Source organism: Vibrio sp. 10N.222.55.B11 (assembly GCF_041473705.1).
Taxonomy (GTDB): Bacteria; Pseudomonadota; Gammaproteobacteria; order Enterobacterales; family Vibrionaceae; genus Vibrio; species Vibrio crassostreae_C.
Genome location: NZ_JBFRST010000050.1, coordinates 81,533 through 100,303, shown reverse-complemented (window position 1 = coordinate 100,303; position 18,771 = coordinate 81,533). Strand labels below are relative to the sequence as shown.

Sequence of the window (18,771 nt, the reverse complement as noted above, 5' to 3'; positions counted from 1 at the left end):
CAATGAAAATTCTTATTGCTAGTTCCTACTATCATGCTCGAAATAGTGTACGTCCTGAAGCCGAAATGTTTATAGAAATGGTAAAGCAAGGTCATGAGGTCACAGTTCTTACCCAAGGCGATGCAGAATACGCTCAACGGTTTCAAGAAAATGGCGTAAGAGTTGTTGATGCCTACCCAAATAAAAAGATTTGTTTAAAGACTATCAAAGCTTATAGGGCTGAACTGAACAGCAAAGCCTATGACATTTTTTATGCATTTAATTCTAAGACGATACCAAACGCTGCGTTTGCTTGTATTGGTAAGAAAACAAAATTAATCACATATCGCGGGACTACAGGTGGCCTGTATCGCCATGATCCTTCAGCCTACCTCACTCACCTGCACCCAAAAGTCAGTGGTGTTGTATGCGTATCAAAAGCTGTCGCCAATGACGTTAAAAAGAGAGTTTGGTGCAATAAAGATAATGTAGTTACCATCTACAAAGGTCACGAACTAGACTGGTATACTGTTCAGGAAAATAAGCCAGAAGAGTTTGGCTTAGACTCCAATAATGTCATTGCTGTGTGTGCTGCTCATGTTAGGCCCAGCAAGGGAATTGATGTTCTAATCAGAGCTACACACTTTGTTGATAACCCAAACTTTCATCTTCTTTTAATTGGCAGTGGTTACGAACCTTATTTTGATATGGCGAAAGATAGCCCTATGTCAGAGAGAATACACTTCATTGGTCACAGAAAAGATGTTCCATCCATTATGGCTATGGCTGATTTTCAAATTCAACCATCAATCAGTGGAGAAGGCCTTCCAAGAACGATAGTTGAAGCCATGGCTAATGGGACACCATCCATCGTAACGACAACTGGTGGCTCCCCAGAACTTATTGAAGAAAACGAAACTGGCCACATTGTTCCTGTAAAAAATGCTCAGTCTTTAGGTGAATCTATAAACAACATGGCAAAGAGTAAAGAACGATGTTCAGAAATGGGACATAAAGCAAAGATCAGACTCCAACGCTACTTTTCGTCATCAGAAACAGTTAAACAACACATTCGCTTTTTTGAGAAATTAACGAACAAATAGCTTAGCAATCAAAGGGCAAGTAAGTGGATAACCAACTTGCCCAAACGACCTACTTGTGGTCTTGAATAATTCTGTTTACCACTGCTTTTTGAGTCTCGACTATCGCATTGAGTTGTGCCAAAGAGCTCAATTGGTAATTGCTCTTGTCATTGGCTAAAACTTTAAGCTTCAATTGTAAATTTTTCATATCGTCATTAGAGGCCAGTTTGTACACAGTCACGAGTGACAGCCACTTTCTCGATGAAGATTTAAATAATTTAGCTACATTTCTCTTAAACGTATTTTCTAACAATTTACCAATGGGCATCTTATTAACACTCATAAAAGGTAAGTCGTGTAATATTAGCTCTACATCCATAGATTCAGCAAAGTCATACCACTTTTCATCGTCAAATGCCGGGGAGAAACGAACTCCTTTCCAAGGGATGCGAAGTGCGTCCGCAATAATTGCACCGTGCATGGCCTCAGTCACAACGGACTCACACTCTTGAAGAGCCAACAAAAAAGTCTCGACCGATTGTTTTGCTGTAATGTATGTTAAACCTATCTTCTGGCAAACTTTATCCCAATCGATAAAATCTTCACTACGATGATGAGGTATAAATCCAATCTTCCCTTTTTGTATTTCCGCTTTAGGGAAGTCAACTTCACGAAGGAGATAAGCACCATCTCCAACCACCAGTTCGGGTTTTAACCCTAATTTTTTTGCCGTCCTAGGCCCTCTTACACCATAAACAGTACACTTGTCAGATAACTTGGGGACGTTCCACTCCCATGAACCTGATGAGAAAATAATGATTTCGTCCGCACCTGAAAGAGTTTCATCTAATCGCTTCTCCGTCAAAATCGTCCCTATGCCTAAAAAATAACGAGAGCTATCTTCTACAATCAAGTCACCAAAAAGTTGTGGCCACAGCCAAGGGTTAAGATCATCCCCTACGTTGTAAGTATCTGACAGACAGTACTCTAATTTAAAAGCCACTGGTTAGCTCCTTTCTTTTTCAATAAGCCATAAGCCAACATATTTATTGAAATTCACTTGAGCGTAGGTCATAGCCATAATGAAACCGACACTACCATCCATAAAGCCACGACGGATAATGTACACAAGGAAAAACGTCCACATCGCTCGAAGTAGAGCAAGGAATAAGCCGTGTGATTTTTTGCCTTTACGATGGTACTTTTGCGAGCCGAGCCAGGCGTACTGCGCTGCTTTATCTAGGCCGTGGCCATAGTCACGATGGGTGTAATGAAGAAGAAATCCCTTCAATATCCCTGTAGAGCCTTGCTCCGGAACGACGGTCTCGTGAACCTCGTCTAACGTATATCGAGAGCCTTCTCTCTTAAACAGTCTTAATACTGCGCGAGCACTGCGGCCATGTTTTAGAGTCGTGCCATAAAGAGTCACCCCCCAAGGAAGTTTATAAGCAGTGTGTTTGATTTGATCTTGTTTTAATAGTTCAACAAGAGCGTCGCTCATCTCTTTATCGAGAGCTTCGTCAGCATCAATTGATAGCACCCAATCACATGTCGCTTTATCTAGCGCTCGCTGTTTTTGCTTACCAAAGCCAGGCCAATCTGTGATTGTCACGTTATCTGTATATTTTTGGCATATCTCAACGGTTGCGTCCGTTGATCCGCTGTCTAACACAATTAGCTCATCGGCAATATCAACCACAGATTTTAGGCAAGTTTCAATTCGGTCTTCTTCATTCTTGGTAATAACAATGACAGACAGGGTATGTTTTCTCATTATTCAGCCCTAGAATTTCCAATAGTTTAATGATTTACGGATTTTAAAGTTACGAATCCAATTTTTTGGTTTTTTATCCTGCCAACCGCTTTCTAGCACATCCGTAATAGCACTCAGAACTCTCGCTGAGGATTGACCGTCCAAATATGGCGTTATTGACGGACCATAATTAGCAATGGCTTTATCTCTTGTTTCATCAGGCAGCATAGCTTGTTGAATTGCTGATTCTAACTGCTCTGCTTGGGTAATATTGATGAAGCTCGCTTGAGGCTCTCGGTTATTTACCGTAACAACCGGCTTATTGAGCAACAAAAACTCCTGAAAGATCGATGAGTTGTCACATACCATCACATCAGCACGATGCTGCATTTCAATCACTCGATCATTGTCGAAGAACAGAAGGTTGTCCCCTTCCAACGCCTGGTATTTTTCTCGTGTCTCTTGCTTCATTTTAGGATGCAATGTGACTAACCATTGCCACTGGCTCAGTTTGCTTAGGCGCTTAAGCTCTTCATAAACCAATTCAGCACAGGATAAACTTGGCGAAAAAGTGGAAGCGAATAGAATTTGAGGTCTTTCAAAATGCTTGTCACTGGTTTGATAATTAAACAAGCTATCGAGCTTCAGCCACCCGGTCTCTTTAACTTGAAAATAGCCGCGCTGCTTAGCTAGCGGCTCAAGCGAGCTTGTTCTTTCATGGCCTTCGGTGCAATACAAATCAAATAGACCACGTTCAGGGTATAAGTTCCCACGTTTGCTCTCGTTCAAACCATGAAATACTTGTACCTTCAACCCTGGAATAAACGCTGGAACACGATCGCCGGGCACTAGAACGGCAGAAGGATTAAAGGCAATAGCTTCTGTCAAAGAGACGCTCTGCTCTTGATCCAGTAAAAGATGTTCAGAAGCGTCTTCACCAACAAGCAACCACTTAACCTCATGGCCGAGTTGCTTCGCGTAATCATAGAATGGGCGAAGAATAGCAAATGAATAATTTTGCTCGACGTAGAGCAAGAAACGATAGGTTTGATCGGTTTGCATAAGCGATGAGATAAAATTCACCATGTCCGTTTGAAAGCGCAACTAAGCATTTAATTATAACGCTCTTTACTTTCGAGATTGAAGAAAATACTCTTCTGAATATTGATTTTACCTTCTGGTGTCACTGTTCTTATGCTTATACGACTTATCTATACTCTCATATTGTCATTAGCTTCTCCGCTACTGCTGTATGGGCTTTATAAGAGCAAACCTGGAAAGCCAAGTTTTGGTCAGCGTTGGAAAGAACATTTCGGGATCACACCGCAAACTCAAGGTAAGAATCCTATCTGGATTCACGCAGTATCGGTTGGTGAATCGATTGCCGCCGTACCGATCATAAAGCAACTGAAGCGACGCAATCCAAACCAAGCCATTATCGTTACCACGACAACCAGCACGGGTGCAGAGCAGATAGAAAAACTCGGTGATTTAGTCGAGCATCGCTACATGCCGATTGATTTTTCTTGGTGTATTCGAGGTTTTTTGAAGACTGTTCAGCCTAAACAGATGCTAATCATGGAAACCGAGTTATGGCCAAACACACTGCACTGCGTCGCGAAAGCTGGAATCCCCATTTCGGTACTCAACGCTCGCCTATCTGAACGCTCGTGCCAGCGTTATGCTAAATTCCAAGCCGTTTTTGATCTCTTAGCCAAAAATCTCTCTCAAGTACTTTGCCAATACCCAAGTGATGCTGAGCGTTTTATACGATTAGGGTTAGATAAAGCATCTGTGCATGTGACTGGGTCGATCAAGTTTGATATTGAAGTTTCAGCTGAACAAGTATCAAAAGGCAAAGCGTTACGTGAACAAATTGGCTTTGAACGCTGTGTGTGGATAGCAGCCAGCACTCATCAAGGCGAAGATGAAATTGTCTTAGACGCTCATAAACAGCTCCTTAAAGACAATCCGAATACCTTGCTGATGATTGTGCCTCGTCACCCAGAGAGATTTAACCAAGTGTCTGAGCTAGCTCAAGAGCACGGCTTCAAGACTATCACTCGAACGAGTCAGCAACCAATCACCTCTAATGTTGAAGTTTATATTGCGGATACGATGGGAGAAATGTTGGTATTACTCGGCGGATCTGATGTGTGCTTTATGGGAGGGAGCCTTGTGGGCGATAAGGTAGGTGGCCACAATCTTCTAGAGCCTGCGGCACTGCAGTTACCTTTACTCAATGGCCCTAGCTATTTTAACTTCAGCGAGATCACAGACAAACTACTTGAAGCTCAAGCTGTCACTATTAGTCAAAACAGTAATGAAATTGCAGGCCAGCTAAGAGAGCTATTCTCTCAGCCTGACTTGCGTAAAAACAGAGGCTTAGCGGCTTATCAAGTGGTTGAACAGAACCGAGGGGCGTTGAATAAAACCTTGGCATACATTCTTAATTAATGGCCATTCTTAGCTAATGGCCTTCTTAGCTAGTCACCACTCTTAACTAACAGCAACTAACCTTGGTAGCCTTGCAATAACGGTTCCCAATCCTGCTCTTGCCATTGAATCTGGCGCTTGTTCACTTCTTTTAAGAACGAGCGCTTTAAGCGATTCAAGTTGTCTTCTTTCCAGTCATCACCCGCTTGATGACCACACTTATCAAAGTCAATAATCCACACGTTTTGTGAAGTATCAAGCAAGATATTATGAATGTTGAGATCGGTATGATTAACCCCAGCATCGTGCATCTTGCGTACCTCTTGGCCAATTCGACGATAAACATCCGCATCTATCGGGCCATTGACCAAGACATCAACCAGATCTTTGGCATTGGGAATTCGTTCAGACATTAAGTCCGCTCGATAAAGTAGTCCGCTTTTAATGGCTCTAGCAGCAATGGGCTTCGGTACATTCACACCTGAGTTTGCCAATGCCTTGAGAACATTAAGCTCCATCGCACAGCGCGTGCTTTCCCAATCAGAGAAGCGATATTGGTCTTCGACTAGCTTCCCAAACAATCCGCCACGGCGATAATGGCGCAATGCGGCCTGTATTCCATCAAGCTGGATGAACCATGTGGTACCGCGTCCTTGAGCACTGCCTGAAATGGCGTCTTGTTGCTGCCAATATTCAGCCTCAAAGATCTGAGCGATATCGCCCTCTGGTACCTGAGCCAAAAGTTCAGGGTCGTACCAAATTGTTTGGTTCTTGGTGCTAATCGTTTCCATCTATGAGGCCTTTGGGTCGCTTTTCGTCATTGCTATTTTACAACTAATGCGAGTATCTGCATAATTCTGATGTTATTCACTTTTTTCGGGCACTTTATGTCACTGTTCTCAACTGCACCTCAATCTCTTTGCATACTTCGCCTCTCCGCGATTGGCGATGTTTGTCATGCTATTTCTGTGGTTCAAGCCATCCAGAAGCAGTGGCCTGAAACGAAAATCACTTGGATAACGGGCAAAATAGAAGCCATGCTGATCGGTGATCTACCCGGTATTGAGGTGATTGTTTTCGATAAGAAACAAGGCTTCAAAGGAATGCGTGAATTATGGCGTCAGCTATCTGATCGTAAATTTGATGCACTTCTGCATATGCAAGCCGCACTCAGAGCCAGCGTGCTATCTTGGGGGATAAAGGCGAAGTGCAAAGTGGGATTTGGCAAAAACCGTACTCGTGAAATGCAGTCACTCTTTACCAACCACCATCTACCTATTTCAGATAAGTTTCATGTGTTGGATAACTTTGCCGAATTTGCTCGCTACATTGGTGTCCCCTTCGATAAGCCTCAATGGGATATCCCTTTGACACCTGAAGATGAACAACTCGCAATTAGCACCATGGCAGACAAGCCGACCTTGGTTATCTCCCCAGCTGCAAGCAAAGATTCACGCAATTGGTTAACTGAGCGATATGCAGCTATTGCTGATTATGCTGTCGAACAAGGCATGCAAGTGGTGTTATGTGGTTCTCCGGCACCAAGAGAAGTTAACCTTGGTAGCGACATCGAAAAATTATGCCAGTCGCCAGTAACCAACTTGATTGGCAAAACGAACTTGAAGCAACTGACTGCCGTACTGAAACATGCAACGGTGGTATTGGCACCTGATACTGGCCCAGCCCACTTGGCAACTACGCAGTCAACGCCTGTAATCGGCTTGTACGCACACAGCGACCCTCGTAGAACAGGACCTTACAACGATCTCGATATCGTAGTGAGTGTTTATCAACAGCACGTAGAAGCACAACAAGGTAAACCAGTCGCAGACCTTCCATGGGGAACCCGTGCTAAAGGCGATGACCTGATGAAAGACATCACACTCGATATGGTAAAGCAGCAACTCGATAAGGCCTTAAACTCTAGTAAAGCACCGAATTCGAACACTACATTAAGCAAGGACAGCTAAAATGAGCACACACGTTATTTATCCAGGAACTTTTGATCCGGTGACCAATGGCCACCTTGATATCATTGTTCGTGCCGCTAGCATGTTTGACCATATCACTGTTGGAGTAGCAGCGAGCCCAAGTAAAAAAACCATGTTTGAGTTAGATGAACGTGTAGAGTTGTTACGTGATGCGGTGTCTCACTTACCTAACGTATCTGTAGAGGGATTCTCAGGGTTACTAGTCGACTTTGCTAAACAGCAGCAAGCAAACGTATTAGTACGTGGTCTAAGAACAACCATGGACTTTGAGTACGAGTTTGGTCTCACTAGCATGTATCGTAAGCTCCTACCTGGCCTTGAAAGCGTATTTCTGACCCCTTCAGAAGAGTATGCTTTCCTCTCTTCAACCATTGTTCGTGAAGTCGCTATACACGGAGGGGATATTAGCCAGTTTGTACCACAAAAGGTGGCAGCCGAGATAAAGCTGAAGACTGCCAAGTAATTCTCTTTACCTACACCGAAAAAAATAGCGCTCATTGAGCGCTATTTTTTGAGACAGATAAATTCATTTAGACCCCTACATATTAGCTCTGACACTGCAGAACCTATGAATCAGATAATGCGAACCCCGAACACTCTTGAGGTTCGTCACAACCATAACCTCTAACAAAGCGAACAATCATTACAAAAAGCCAAACGAGTGATAACATAATTTCTTGTGAATAAATACATCAATATAGCTTTATGAAATCATACTGTATTACCTTAAAAGCAAACCATTGTAGGCAAAAATCAACAGCTAACGCCCTTAAGGATGCTCAGGTTGATTTTGAGTTTTTTATCGGAGTGGATGCACGAACCGATGAACATCCTCTACTAACAAGAATTCACGATAGAGCTTTTTTACACAATATGGGTAGACCGCATGCAATTGGGGAAGTGGGGTGTTATGCAAGCCATTATCTTATTTGGCAAAAATGCATAGAGTTAAATGAACCCATTTTAGTCTTCGAAGATCATGCCGATATTGATATCGATATATTTCGCAATACTTTGACTATCGCCGAGCAGCATATTGAGCAGTGTGGTTTTATTCGCTTACAAGACAGTAAGAATAGACTACATTATTCAGTTGATAAGTACGATACACAGCATCTTGTAAAGTATTTGAAAGTTCCTCAAGGAACCGCCTGCTATGCTATATCTCCCAAAGCGGCACAAGCTTTCATCGAACAAAGTTCAACTTTTAATTATCCAGTTGATGTATTCTTAAGGAATACTTGGATTCATAAGCACCCCATGTTTGGTGTTTCTTCTGCTGGATTACAGCGTAGTAAACGGCCGTCAATTATCGGTAGTCGTAAACATAAAGGTAGAAAAGACTATTCTGTCGCCTTTATGAAGATTGTGAACAAAATAAAGAGTATGGCACTTAATCTATCAACAAACCTTTATCACCTTGCAGTACTAGATAAAAAGTTCAGACCAAAATTCTAGGTCTAGGAAAAGTACACTCACATTAAATTGCCCCCTCTCTTTATGCTTATACCTAAAAAGCAATCATGCGATTACCTATAAAAATAGCGCTCAGTGAGCGCTATTTTTTATTCAAAGTTTATCAATTACTACAGCGAGTAATAGGCTTTATACCAATCCGCGAAAGCTTTCGCGCCTTCTTGGATCTTCACTTGAGGTTTATAGCCAACCGCTTCAAACAAATCTTCCGTATCAGCGTAAGTCGCGTACACATCACCAGGCTGCATTGGCATGAAGTTCTTTTTCGCTTCAACACCTAGAGCACCTTCTAATGCTTCGATGTAGTCCATTAATTTAACCGGGCTGCCGTGACCGATGTTAAACACGCGATACGGAGCAGAACTGGTTGCTGGTGACCCTTGCTCAACGGTCCAATCTGGTTGCTTGGCTGGAATACGATCTTGAACACGAATAATACCTTCAACAATATCATCGATATAAGTGAAGTCACGCATCATGTCGCCGTTGTTATAAATGTCGATTTCTTTGCCCGCTACGATTAGATTCGCAAACTTGAACATCGCCATATCAGGGCGACTCCAAGGGCCGTAAACCGTAAAGAAGCGAAGACCTGTCGTTGGTACGTCGTATAAATGAGAATAGGTATGCGCCATCAACTCATTCGACTTCTTAGTCGCGGCGTACAGTGAAATCGGGTGATCAACACTGTCTGCTGTATGGAATGGCATTTTTTGATTCAAGCCATAAACGGAACTCGATGAAGCATAAACGAGGTGTTCAACCTTATTATGGCGACAGCCTTCAAGAATAGCTAAGTGACCGACAAGGTTGCTATCGGCATACGCCATTGGGTTATCAATTGAGTAACGAACGCCAGCTTGCGCCGCTAAGTGAATCACGCGGTCAAACTTTTGCTGTGCGAAAAGCTCAGCGATACCTTCTCTATCAGCGAGATCCAGCTCGATAAAGGTAAGCTTTTCATGCTCGATACGCTTAAGGCGATCATGTTTCAGAGAGACTTCGTAGTAGTCATTTAGGTTATCGATACCAACAACCTCATGCCCTGCCGCACATAGTCGCTCTGACACTGCAGAGCCAATAAAACCAGCAACGCCAGTTACTAAATATTTCATTCTACTATTCTCAATTCATATAATTAGTACAATTGTAGCCACTCGCTAGCCTATCGACTAGCAATAAAAAGTGAACACGAGTTCAGGTTTTCTATACTTGGCACTCTTCGCAATAAAACGTATTGCGCTGTCCGATTTTTAGCTCTTGAATCAATGCTTCGCAGCTTGGACACTTTTCACCTGCTTTACCATACACTTGCAGCTCTTGTGCGAAGTAGCCTGGTTTACCATCAGCCTGAGAAAAATCTTTCAGCGTAGTACCACCTTGCTTGATAGCCGTTGCGAGTACTTGTTTAATCTCATCGGTTAACAAGATCCATTCGGCTTTGGTCACTTTGTTTGCCGATCGTAACGGGTGGATTTTTGCAGAGAACAAGGCTTCGTTAGCGTAGATATTCCCGACACCGACCACTACTTTGTTGTCCATGATGAACTGCTTGACTGCGACTTTACGCTTTTCTGCTTTCTCAGCGATGTAATCAGCGTTAAAGTCGTCCGTTAACGGCTCAGGACCAGAACCAAGCAACACAGAGTGGACTTCATCAGGCGCCGACCACAACCAAGCGCCAAAGCGGCGAGGGTCGTTGTAGCGCAATACTTTGCCATTGGTGAGCTTAAGATCCACGTGATCGTGCTTGGCTGCTGGAAAGTCAGCGTCTAATACGCGTAGTGAGCCAGACATACCAAGGTGAACAATGGCAGTGCCAGTATCCGTTTCAATCAATAGGTACTTTGCACGACGCGAGATGGAGCGAATCATCTGCCCTTCTAATGCTTTTAACTCTTGTGGGATATCCCAACGCAGCTTAGGCGTGCGAAAAGTAAGGGTTTTAATGGTCTCGCCAACTAAATGAGGCGAGATCCCCATACGGCTTACTTCGACTTCGGGTAATTCAGGCATAGTTAGTCGTCCGATTTAGAGGAGTGGTTAGCGTTAAAGCTTGGAAACAGGTAGCTCTCTTCAATAGACACCGCCAACCACTGATCATTCCAGTTTTTTAACAACCAGAACTCAGGCAATTGATAATAGGTAATACGCTGGGGCTCTTCTTGGTCTTGATACCATACTTCGATGGTGTGTGGTGTATTTAACCGAGGCGTAAGGTCTGTGTAGGTCTGTGAGTCGACTTCCGTGCCCACAAGCTCTTTCCAACGTTGTGACAGCTCTTGTGCATTGGTGGCTTGAGGAAAGTCAGTATCTTCGAACTGGTAAACCCATTGATTATCTTGTTGAATGACAGACCACTTAGCAAAGTGTAACGCTTGAAGCTTTGCTGTTGGGTTCAGGAGATAAGGATAAGGGCTATCAACCTGCGGTTCAGGCTCGATAAGGTACGCTTTGATCAATGTTGGAAGGTTTAACACGCCAATAAAAGCGATCACACTGAACATGAGTATGTTGTTCCACCGGCGTCCACGATATCTCATCTGATTCTGCTCATCTAACCTATTGAACATTCAGTATATCGTGAAAGTGGCAATACTTTCTATGTTGTACAGATTTCTATCTATCAGAGGCTATATCAAGCAAGAATAATTGAGCTCCTCAAATTGTAGATATAAAAAACCCAGCGATTAAACTGGGTTTTTCAATTCTTTCTTCTACTGAAGAAGAGCAAAAAAAGCATCAATTACTTGATTTTAGCTTCTTTGTACATAACGTGTTGGCGAACTACTGGATCAAACTTTTTGATCTCAAATTTGCCTGGCATGTTACGCTTGTTCTTATCAGTTGTGTAGAAGTGACCAGTACCTGCAGAAGATACTAGACGAATTTTCTCACGAATGCCTTTAGCCATTGCTTAATTCCTCTTAAACGTTTTCGCCACGTGCACGGATATCAACAAGAACAGCATCGATGCCTTTCTTATCAATGATACGCATGCCTTTAGCAGTTAGACGTAGTTTAACAAAACGTTTTTCGCTCTCTACCCAGAAACGATGAGTTTGTAGGTTCGGCAGAAAACGGCGCTTAGTAGCATTGCGTGCGTGTGAACGGTTGTTACCCGTTACTGGACGCTTACCAGTTACTTGGCATACTCGGGACATGAATGTCTTCTCCAATCGTTTCAGCTCGATATCAACCTTGGTGGCCGAACCTCTCTATCAATTAAAATAGAAGGTAAAAACCGTTATGGAAAATCCATACAAGGCTATCAAAGGTCGCGCATTATACTAACTTGACACGCATTGCTCAAGACCCGAACAGATCCTTTTTACGGATTTCGTGATCTTTTTTTGTGCAGCGCAGCTTGCTTGAGTAATCAGAGCTGATTTTAGGTCTAAAAATGTGGCCGGAATAATAGCAGATTTAACGCAACTAACAACCTAAAATGTGATTCAAATCCATCCACGCTCTGCAAAAGAGACAACTTCGCCATCTCCAACCACAAAATGGTCGAGAACTCGGATGTCCACCAGCGCTAATGCGTCGGTCAATCGGCGTGTAATCCTCCTATCCGCTTGGCTGGGCTCCGCGACACCCGAAGGATGGTTATGAGCCAAGATTAATGCCGCCGCATTGTGATGAAGTGCCCGTTTAACCACTTCCCGTGGGTAAACCGATGCGGCATCGATGGTTCCTTCAAACATAACTTCGTCTTTGATTACCTTATTTTGGTTATCGAGGAACAATATATAGAAGGCTTCTCGCTGGCGATCACGCAACATGCTCGAAAGATAAAGCTTAGTATGACTAGGGCTAGTGAGTGCATCTCCGCGAGATAACGTCTCTGCTAGATAGCGCTGTGTCATCTCTAACACAGCCTGTAATTGAACATACTTGGCCTGCCCCATCCCTTTATGGGCACAAAATTCTTCCTGTGTTGCTGAAAAAAGATGACGGAGTGAGCCAAAGTCTTTGATCAACTTGTCAGCGAGTTCCAAGACGTTCATTCCTTGTGTCCCTGTTCGCAGGAATATCGCGAGCAGTTCAGCATCACTCAAAGAATCAGGCCCTCTATTTAACAACTTTTCTCTCGGCATCGATTCGGCAGGTATTTTATCTATTGGCATATAAAGACAATCATTGGTCATGAACACAACCCATCACCTTAATGAGATCGTAATCAGAGATCCTTCGATAGAGATCAAAGGAAACGAGACACTAACAAAATCGTGTAATTGATAAGTTTGATAACACCAACTTGATGAGCGTCAACTCTGTTCGAGTTCTGCTTCTAGGCACTTATCCTTTGTTCTGATATCGTAAGTCGCAGAGAAATTAAGGAACAGAATCATGCAAACATTGGTTAATCAACTGGATAACGCTGACCTACAAGGCCTGGCTGGGAAAAAAATCCTACTTGGCATTAGTGGTGGTATCGCTGCGTATAAATGTGCCGAACTGACTCGACGCTTAATTGAACGTGGAGCACAAGTACAAGTCGTGATGACGAATGCAGCCAAGGAGTTCATTACTCCTCTCACCATGCAAGCCGTCTCTGGAAGGCCAGTGTCTGATAGTTTGCTTGATCCTGCTGCTGAGGCTTCCATGGGGCACATCGAGCTCGCAAAGTGGGCTGACTTGGTATTACTAGCGCCAGCAACCGCAGACCTGATTGCTCGTATGACAGCGGGCATGGGTAACGACCTACTGACCACTTTGGTTTTAGCAACCGATGCGCCAGTTGCGGTATCTCCGGCAATGAATCAACAAATGTACAGCCACCCTGCGACTCAAGAGAACATTGCGACACTAAAACGTCGTGGTTGTGAGATTTGGGGACCGGCGGCTGGCGAGCAAGCGTGTGGTGATGTCGGTATGGGTCGTATGTTAGAGCCAATGCAGCTCGTGCATCGCTGTGAAGACTTCTTCCAACCTAAGCCACTTGCTGGCCGTTCTGTGCTTATTACTGCAGGCCCGACTCGTGAAGCGATTGACCCGGTGCGTTACATTACCAACCACAGCTCGGGCAAGATGGGCTATGCACTGGCTGAAGCAGCCGCGAAACAAGGCGCAACAGTGACTCTAATCAGCGGCCCTGTTTCATTAGCAACGCCAAATAAAGTTAATCGTATTGATGTCGACAGCGCACAACAGATGTTTGATGCCGTTACTGCTAACGCTTCTCAACACGATATTTTCATCAGCTGCGCCGCAGTTGCCGATTACCGCCCTGAGACCATTGCAGACCAAAAGCTTAAAAAGGTCGACGGTAAAGACGACATGACCATTCAAATGGTTAAAAACCCAGATATTGTCGCTTCTGTCGCTTCAATGACCGAAGGTCGCCCATTTACTGTCGGCTTCGCAGCAGAAACTCAAGATGTTGAGAAGTACGCACGCGGTAAACTGGAAAGAAAGAACCTCGATATGATCTGCGCCAACGACGTCTCAGTTGAAGGCCAAGGCTTCAATAGCAGTAGCAATGAGCTGCACCTTTATTGGAAAGGCGGCGATAAATCTCTGCCACTGGAAAGCAAAGACACACTTGGTTTCCAGATCCTCGATCAGATCCAACAGCTTATTAATGTATAAACGCACAAATTTGCTCTGATAATCTGCTGACACCTCTCGATTCTGTTGACCTAGGGCTTACAAAACTAGGAAACAGAATTGAATGGTGTTTATAATCCTTCTTCACTCAATCCTCATCTTTAGGAAAGGAAGTAAATAGATGGCTGGTACTCGAAAATCAAACCGTCGTGAAGAAATCCTACAAGCTCTCGCACAAATGTTGGAATCGACCGAAGGTGCTTCTCGTATCACAACGGTAAAGTTGGCCAAGCAAGTGGGTGTTTCTGAAGCTGCGTTATACCGCCACTTCCCAAGCAAAGCCCGCATGTTTGAAGGCCTGATCGAGTTCATTGAAGAAGCGTTGATGTCTCGAATCAACCGTATTCTGGATGAAGAGAAAGACACGCTAGAGCGCATACGCCTAGTACTACAACTTATCTTAGTTTTCTCAGAACGTAACCCAGGCCTGACTCGAATTTTATCTGGTCATGCTCTAATGTTTGAAAATGAACGCCTGCGTGATCGCATCAACCAACTTTTCGAACGCATTGAGACGCAACTTCGCCAGATCCTGCGTGAAAGAAAGCTTCGTGAAGGGAAATCATTCCCGGTTGATGAGAAAATCTTAGCCGCTCAACTGCTCGGTCAAGTTGAAGGCAGCTTGAATCGATTTGTTCGCTCAGACTTCAAATATCAACCAACAGAAAACTTTGATGCTTATTGGGCACTGCTAAGCGCTCAGATTAAGTAGCAATCAAATTAAGTGGCAATCAAATCTTAAGTGATGGTTATGACGACGAAAACTTCTTCAGCAAACGGCACAGCACAACACGTGATTACTAAGCCGCCTTTTACTCTAGCTCTACTTCACCCTAAATATTGGGGTGTATGGTTTGGTTTTGGGTTATTGGCGCTTATTGTTAACGTTCTCCCTTATCGCCTCTTACTGCTGTTAGGCCGATCGTTAGGCTCTTTGGGTGCTCGCTATGGTAAAAAGCGCGTCGCGGTAGCAACACGTAACTTGGAGCTCGCCTTCCCAGACAAGCCAGCAGATGAAGTCGCGGCAATGGTCAGTGAGAACTTTAAGAACACAGGTATGGCACTCATCGAAACCGGCATTACCTGGTTTTGGCCTACGTGGCGCTTCAAGCGCATCCTAGTAGATAAAGACACCCAAACACTGCGTACGCACAAAGCTAACGGTAAAGGTGTTCTTCTATGCTGTGTGCATGCCTTAAACCTAGAGATCACTGCGCGAGCAATGGCTGTTCTCGGTATTTCAGGTTTAGGTGTTTATCGCCCGCACAACAATCCGGCTTATGAATTCATTCAATACCGTGGTCGTACTCAGAACGGCAACCGCCTGATTCACCGTAAAGACGTGAAGCGTATGATTCGAATCCTGCGTCAGGGTGAGATCCTTTTCTACCTACCGGATCATGATTACGGTCGTAACAAGTCTGTGTTTGTGCCTTTCTTCGCAGTAGAAGATGCGTGTACCACAACAGGCACCAGTATCCTAGCTTACACTAGCCGATGTGCACTTGTTCCGGGGTCTGGTTTTAGAAATGCCGATGGCAAATATGAGATCATGGCCGATGAATCAATTGAAGATGACTATCCACAGAAAGATGAGAAAGCGGCTGCCGCCTACATGAACCGCTACCTTGAGAAGATTATCTTAAGAGCACCAGAACAGTGGATGTGGCTGCACAAGCGCTTTAAGACCATGGAAGACCCAGAAGTGGAGCGCGGCATTCGTTATAAATAATGAATACTGAACCAAAAGGAAAGGGGCTGATGAATCATCAGCCCCTTGTGCATTCTATAGTCTAATTACGAGTAGTATTAGATGCCGTATTGAGCGCGGTATGCTTTTACTGACTCTAGATGTGCTGCGTCTGTGCCTTTCTCTTCAAGGAAAGTCACCAAGTCAGTCAGGCTAACGATTGAGATAATCGCACAACCGAAGTCACGCTCAACTTCTTGAATCGCAGACAGTTCGCCTTTGCCCTTCTCTTGACGGTCGATAGCAACAAGCACGCCCGCTAAATCAGCGCCATTTGCTTGGATGATTTCCATCGACTCACGAATCGCAGTACCTGCAGTGATCACGTCGTCCACTAACATGATGCGACCTTCAAGCGCGCTACCGACAAGGTTGCCACCTTCACCGTGGTTTTTCGCTTCTTTACGGTTGAAGCAGTAAGGCGTGTCTACATCGTGGTGATCCGCTAGTGCAACCGCTGTCGTCGTTGCAATTGGGATACCTTTGTATGCAGGACCAAATAGTACATCAAACTCAATGCCAGAATCAGCCAATGCTGCTGCGTAGAAGCGACCTAAGCGCGCTAGGTCACGACCTGTATTAAACAATCCAGCATTGAAGAAGTAAGGGCTCTTGCGGCCAGACTTTAAAGTAAACTCACCAAACTTAAGTACTTCTTTCTCTAGTGCAAATTCAATAAATTCACGTTGATATGCTTTCATGCTCATCCTCTATGTTTACTCAATAAAACTTAACTTACGCCCTGTACCACCCTTTCAGGTTTTACAGACAAAAAAATAGCCCCCAAATTGGGAGCTATTAAAAATGACTAGTCGGCCAACGCAGCTTTCTGCGCTTCGACGATATCGGCAATGCCCTTATTAGCCAGGGCTAAAAGCTGCATCAGCTCTTCGTGGCTGAACGGTTCGCCTTCTGCGGTACCTTGAATCTCAATCATCTTACCGTCTTCCGTCATTACAACGTTCATGTCGGTATCGGCTGCTGAGTCTTCAACGTACTCAAGGTCACACAGTGCTTGTGCACCAACGATGCCCACTGAAACTGCCGCTACGTGGCCTTTCATTGGGTTCTTTTTCAGTTTGCCGCTTGCTAGTAGGCTGTTGATAGCATCAGCCATTGCAACGCTTGCACCTGAGATAGAAGCAGTACGAGTACCGCCGTCTGCTTGGATAACATCACAATCGACAGTGATCATAATTTCACCCATTACTTTCAGGTCAACAACAGCACGTAGGCTACGAGCGATCAGACGTTGGATTTCCATCGTACGACCACCTTGCTTGCCGCTCGCCGCTTCACGACGGTTACGAGTGTGCGTTGCACGTGGCAGCATGCCGTATTCAGCCGTTACCCAACCCTTTCCTTGGCCTTTTAACCAACGCGGTACGTTTTCTTCTACCGTCGCATTACATAGAACTTTAGTGTTGCCGAACTCAACTAATACAGAACCTTCAGCATAAGCTGTGTAGTTACGAGTAATTTTAATTGGACGAATTTGATCTACAGCGCGGTCATTTGGACGCATTGGTATCTACCTTATTAACAGTCTGAAGTGATTTACTATCGAAAGAGTGCATCACCTAAGAAAGGGGTGAGACAGTTTTGATTGGGGCAAGATTATATAGCAGTTTATCGTGCAAATCTATTTACCGTTCAAAGCTATTTATCACGAAAGGCTATTTACAGTGAAAAGCGACAGGCTTCGAGAGCACACCATATCGTGATACTATGCGTGCGCGTTATTTTCAGAATGATAAAAGACAGGAAAATTCGATGATTTATAGTATGACCGCGTACGCACGCAAAGAAGTAAAAGGCGATTGGGGCAGCGCAGTATGGGAAATCCGTAGTGTAAACCAACGCTACCTAGAAACTTACTTCCGTATGCCTGAACAGTTCCGTGGTTTAGAGCCAATCTTGCGTGAGCGTTTCCGTAAGCGTCTTGCACGCGGTAAGGTTGAATGTAACCTACGCTTTGAAGCAAACCCTGCTGCAAAGGGCGAACTAAGCATTAACGAAGGTTTGGCTCAGCAAGTAATCAATGCTGCGAACCAAGTAATGACGATGACAGGTGAAGACAGCCGTTTGAACCCATTCCAAGTCATGAATTGGCCTGGTGTGATGGAAACGCCAGAGCAAGACATGGATGCCATCAACAAAGACCTACTTGAAGCATTCAACGATGCTATCGCAGAGTTCATTGATGCTCGTGCTCGTGAAGGTGAGAACATGAAGGCGCTAATCGTACAGCGCTTAGATGCAATCACTGAAGAAGTAGTGAAAGTTCGTGCACGCATGCCTGAGATCCTAGAGTGGCAACGTGAGCGTCTTCTTACCAAATTTGAAGATGCGAAAATCGAACTGGAAGGTTCTCGTGTTGAGCAAGAGCTTATCCTACTTGCGCAGAAGTCAGACGTAGCAGAAGAGCTAGACCGTCTAGATTCTCACGTGAAAGAAGCAAATGCAGTACTGAAGAAAGGTGGCGCTTGTGGCCGTAAGCTAGACTTCATGATGCAAGAGTTCAACCGTGAGTCAAACACGCTAGCGTCTAAGTCTATCAGCACAGACATCACAGCATCGGGCGTAGAGCTTAAGGTTCTTATCGAACAGATGCGTGAGCAAATTCAGAATATTGAATAACAGTTTGTCAGTAACACGCTGAATAGCCATTAACTGAATCAGTGTTGATTA

21 protein-coding genes are annotated in these 18,771 nt (G+C 44.3%); 9 read left to right on the top strand and 12 right to left on the bottom strand.

The window, feature by feature from the left end; all coding sequences use genetic code 11:
* Positions 1 to 2 precede the first annotated feature (2 nt).
* A complete protein-coding gene (locus tag AB4503_RS18355; protein WP_102413997.1) occupies positions 3 to 1,082 on the top strand; it encodes a glycosyltransferase family 4 protein in 1,080 nt (359 codons plus the stop codon).
* A gap of 49 nt (positions 1,083 to 1,131) precedes the next feature.
* On the opposite strand, the gene AB4503_RS18350 is transcribed toward AB4503_RS18355, so the two are convergent.
* The 3 genes from AB4503_RS18350 to AB4503_RS18340 are packed head-to-tail and all read right to left on the bottom strand — an operon-like array spanning position 1,132 to position 3,876.
* Entirely contained in the window at positions 1,132 to 2,064 is a 933-nt protein-coding gene (locus AB4503_RS18350) for a polysaccharide pyruvyl transferase family protein (RefSeq protein WP_372115505.1), read from the bottom strand.
* Between the two features lie 3 nt (positions 2,065 to 2,067).
* Entirely contained in the window at positions 2,068 to 2,835 is a 768-nt protein-coding gene (locus tag AB4503_RS18345) for a glycosyltransferase family 2 protein (RefSeq protein WP_017063097.1), read from the bottom strand.
* Between the two features lie 9 nt (positions 2,836 to 2,844).
* The gene (locus tag AB4503_RS18340; protein WP_017069245.1) at positions 2,845 to 3,876 is read right to left on the bottom strand and encodes a CDP-glycerol--glycerophosphate glycerophosphotransferase; all 1,032 of its coding nucleotides are present in this window, start codon (positions 3,874 to 3,876) and stop codon (positions 2,845 to 2,847) included.
* A gap of 132 nt (positions 3,877 to 4,008) precedes the next feature.
* Between AB4503_RS18340 and waaA the strand changes: the two genes are divergently transcribed.
* A complete protein-coding gene (waaA, locus tag AB4503_RS18335; RefSeq protein WP_016791481.1) occupies positions 4,009 to 5,271 on the top strand; it encodes a lipid IV(A) 3-deoxy-D-manno-octulosonic acid transferase in 1,263 nt (420 codons plus the stop codon).
* A gap of 56 nt (positions 5,272 to 5,327) precedes the next feature.
* On the opposite strand, the gene AB4503_RS18330 is transcribed toward waaA, so the two are convergent.
* A complete protein-coding gene (locus AB4503_RS18330) occupies positions 5,328 to 6,041 on the bottom strand; it encodes a 3-deoxy-D-manno-octulosonic acid kinase (RefSeq protein ID WP_010433793.1) in 714 nt (237 codons plus the stop codon).
* Positions 6,042 to 6,137: 96 nt separating this feature from the next.
* Here AB4503_RS18330 and AB4503_RS18325 point away from each other — a divergent pair, with 96 nt between their 5' ends.
* From AB4503_RS18325 to AB4503_RS18315, 3 genes are all read left to right on the top strand, one after another.
* Positions 6,138 to 7,220, top strand: a complete 1,083-nt coding sequence (locus AB4503_RS18325) for a glycosyltransferase family 9 protein (RefSeq protein ID WP_010433790.1) — start codon at positions 6,138 to 6,140, stop codon at positions 7,218 to 7,220.
* A gap of 1 nt (position 7,221) precedes the next feature.
* The gene (gene coaD, locus AB4503_RS18320) at positions 7,222 to 7,704 is read left to right on the top strand and encodes a pantetheine-phosphate adenylyltransferase (protein WP_010433787.1); all 483 of its coding nucleotides are present in this window, start codon (positions 7,222 to 7,224) and stop codon (positions 7,702 to 7,704) included.
* A gap of 242 nt (positions 7,705 to 7,946) precedes the next feature.
* A complete protein-coding gene (locus tag AB4503_RS18315; RefSeq protein WP_372115504.1) occupies positions 7,947 to 8,699 on the top strand; it encodes a glycosyltransferase family 25 protein in 753 nt (250 codons plus the stop codon).
* 128 nt (positions 8,700 to 8,827) lie between these two features.
* Here AB4503_RS18315 and AB4503_RS18310 read toward each other — a convergent pair whose 3' ends face one another.
* The 6 genes from AB4503_RS18310 to radC all read right to left on the bottom strand — a co-directional run bounded on the left by AB4503_RS18310 (position 8,828) and on the right by radC (position 12,847).
* Positions 8,828 to 9,832: an NAD-dependent epimerase gene (locus tag AB4503_RS18310; RefSeq protein ID WP_017063090.1), complete on the bottom strand. Its 1,005-nt coding sequence runs from the start codon at positions 9,830 to 9,832 to the stop codon at positions 8,828 to 8,830.
* A gap of 91 nt (positions 9,833 to 9,923) precedes the next feature.
* The gene (mutM, locus tag AB4503_RS18305) at positions 9,924 to 10,733 is read right to left on the bottom strand and encodes a bifunctional DNA-formamidopyrimidine glycosylase/DNA-(apurinic or apyrimidinic site) lyase (RefSeq protein ID WP_017071070.1); all 810 of its coding nucleotides are present in this window, start codon (positions 10,731 to 10,733) and stop codon (positions 9,924 to 9,926) included.
* A 2-nt stretch (positions 10,734 to 10,735) separates the two neighbouring features.
* Entirely contained in the window at positions 10,736 to 11,260 is a 525-nt protein-coding gene (locus tag AB4503_RS18300; RefSeq protein WP_032546317.1) for a hypothetical protein, read from the bottom strand.
* Between the two features lie 203 nt (positions 11,261 to 11,463).
* The gene (gene rpmG, locus AB4503_RS18295; protein WP_002535344.1) at positions 11,464 to 11,631 is read right to left on the bottom strand and encodes a 50S ribosomal protein L33; all 168 of its coding nucleotides are present in this window, start codon (positions 11,629 to 11,631) and stop codon (positions 11,464 to 11,466) included.
* A gap of 13 nt (positions 11,632 to 11,644) precedes the next feature.
* Positions 11,645 to 11,881, bottom strand: coding sequence for a 50S ribosomal protein L28 (gene rpmB / locus AB4503_RS18290; RefSeq protein ID WP_004728407.1), 237 nt, complete (start codon positions 11,879 to 11,881; stop codon positions 11,645 to 11,647).
* A 291-nt stretch (positions 11,882 to 12,172) separates the two neighbouring features.
* Positions 12,173 to 12,847: a DNA repair protein RadC gene (gene radC, locus AB4503_RS18285; protein WP_372115534.1), complete on the bottom strand. Its 675-nt coding sequence runs from the start codon at positions 12,845 to 12,847 to the stop codon at positions 12,173 to 12,175.
* 223 nt (positions 12,848 to 13,070) lie between these two features.
* Here radC and coaBC point away from each other — a divergent pair, with 223 nt between their 5' ends.
* The 3 genes from coaBC (at position 13,071) to lpxL (ending at position 16,062) form a co-directional block, all read left to right on the top strand.
* Positions 13,071 to 14,312 carry a bifunctional phosphopantothenoylcysteine decarboxylase/phosphopantothenate--cysteine ligase CoaBC gene (gene coaBC / locus AB4503_RS18280; protein WP_017063087.1) on the top strand — a complete coding sequence of 414 codons (1,242 nt, stop codon included), beginning with the start codon at positions 13,071 to 13,073 and terminating at the stop codon, positions 14,310 to 14,312.
* Between the two features lie 139 nt (positions 14,313 to 14,451).
* Positions 14,452 to 15,042 carry a nucleoid occlusion factor SlmA gene (gene slmA / locus AB4503_RS18275; RefSeq protein ID WP_004741428.1) on the top strand — a complete coding sequence of 197 codons (591 nt, stop codon included), beginning with the start codon at positions 14,452 to 14,454 and terminating at the stop codon, positions 15,040 to 15,042.
* Between the two features lie 39 nt (positions 15,043 to 15,081).
* Complete coding sequence (gene lpxL, locus AB4503_RS18270; RefSeq protein ID WP_017063085.1) at positions 15,082 to 16,062, top strand: LpxL/LpxP family Kdo(2)-lipid IV(A) lauroyl/palmitoleoyl acyltransferase; 981 nt, start codon at positions 15,082 to 15,084, stop codon at positions 16,060 to 16,062.
* Between the two features lie 77 nt (positions 16,063 to 16,139).
* Here lpxL and pyrE read toward each other — a convergent pair whose 3' ends face one another.
* The gene (pyrE, locus tag AB4503_RS18265) at positions 16,140 to 16,781 is read right to left on the bottom strand and encodes an orotate phosphoribosyltransferase (protein WP_017059267.1); all 642 of its coding nucleotides are present in this window, start codon (positions 16,779 to 16,781) and stop codon (positions 16,140 to 16,142) included.
* A gap of 107 nt (positions 16,782 to 16,888) precedes the next feature.
* Positions 16,889 to 17,605: a ribonuclease PH gene (gene rph / locus AB4503_RS18260; protein WP_009847983.1), complete on the bottom strand. Its 717-nt coding sequence runs from the start codon at positions 17,603 to 17,605 to the stop codon at positions 16,889 to 16,891.
* A 248-nt stretch (positions 17,606 to 17,853) separates the two neighbouring features.
* On the opposite strand from rph, the gene AB4503_RS18255 reads away from it, so the two are divergent.
* Complete coding sequence (locus tag AB4503_RS18255; RefSeq protein WP_017059268.1) at positions 17,854 to 18,720, top strand: YicC/YloC family endoribonuclease; 867 nt, start codon at positions 17,854 to 17,856, stop codon at positions 18,718 to 18,720.
* The last annotated feature ends 51 nt before the right edge of the window (positions 18,721 to 18,771 follow it).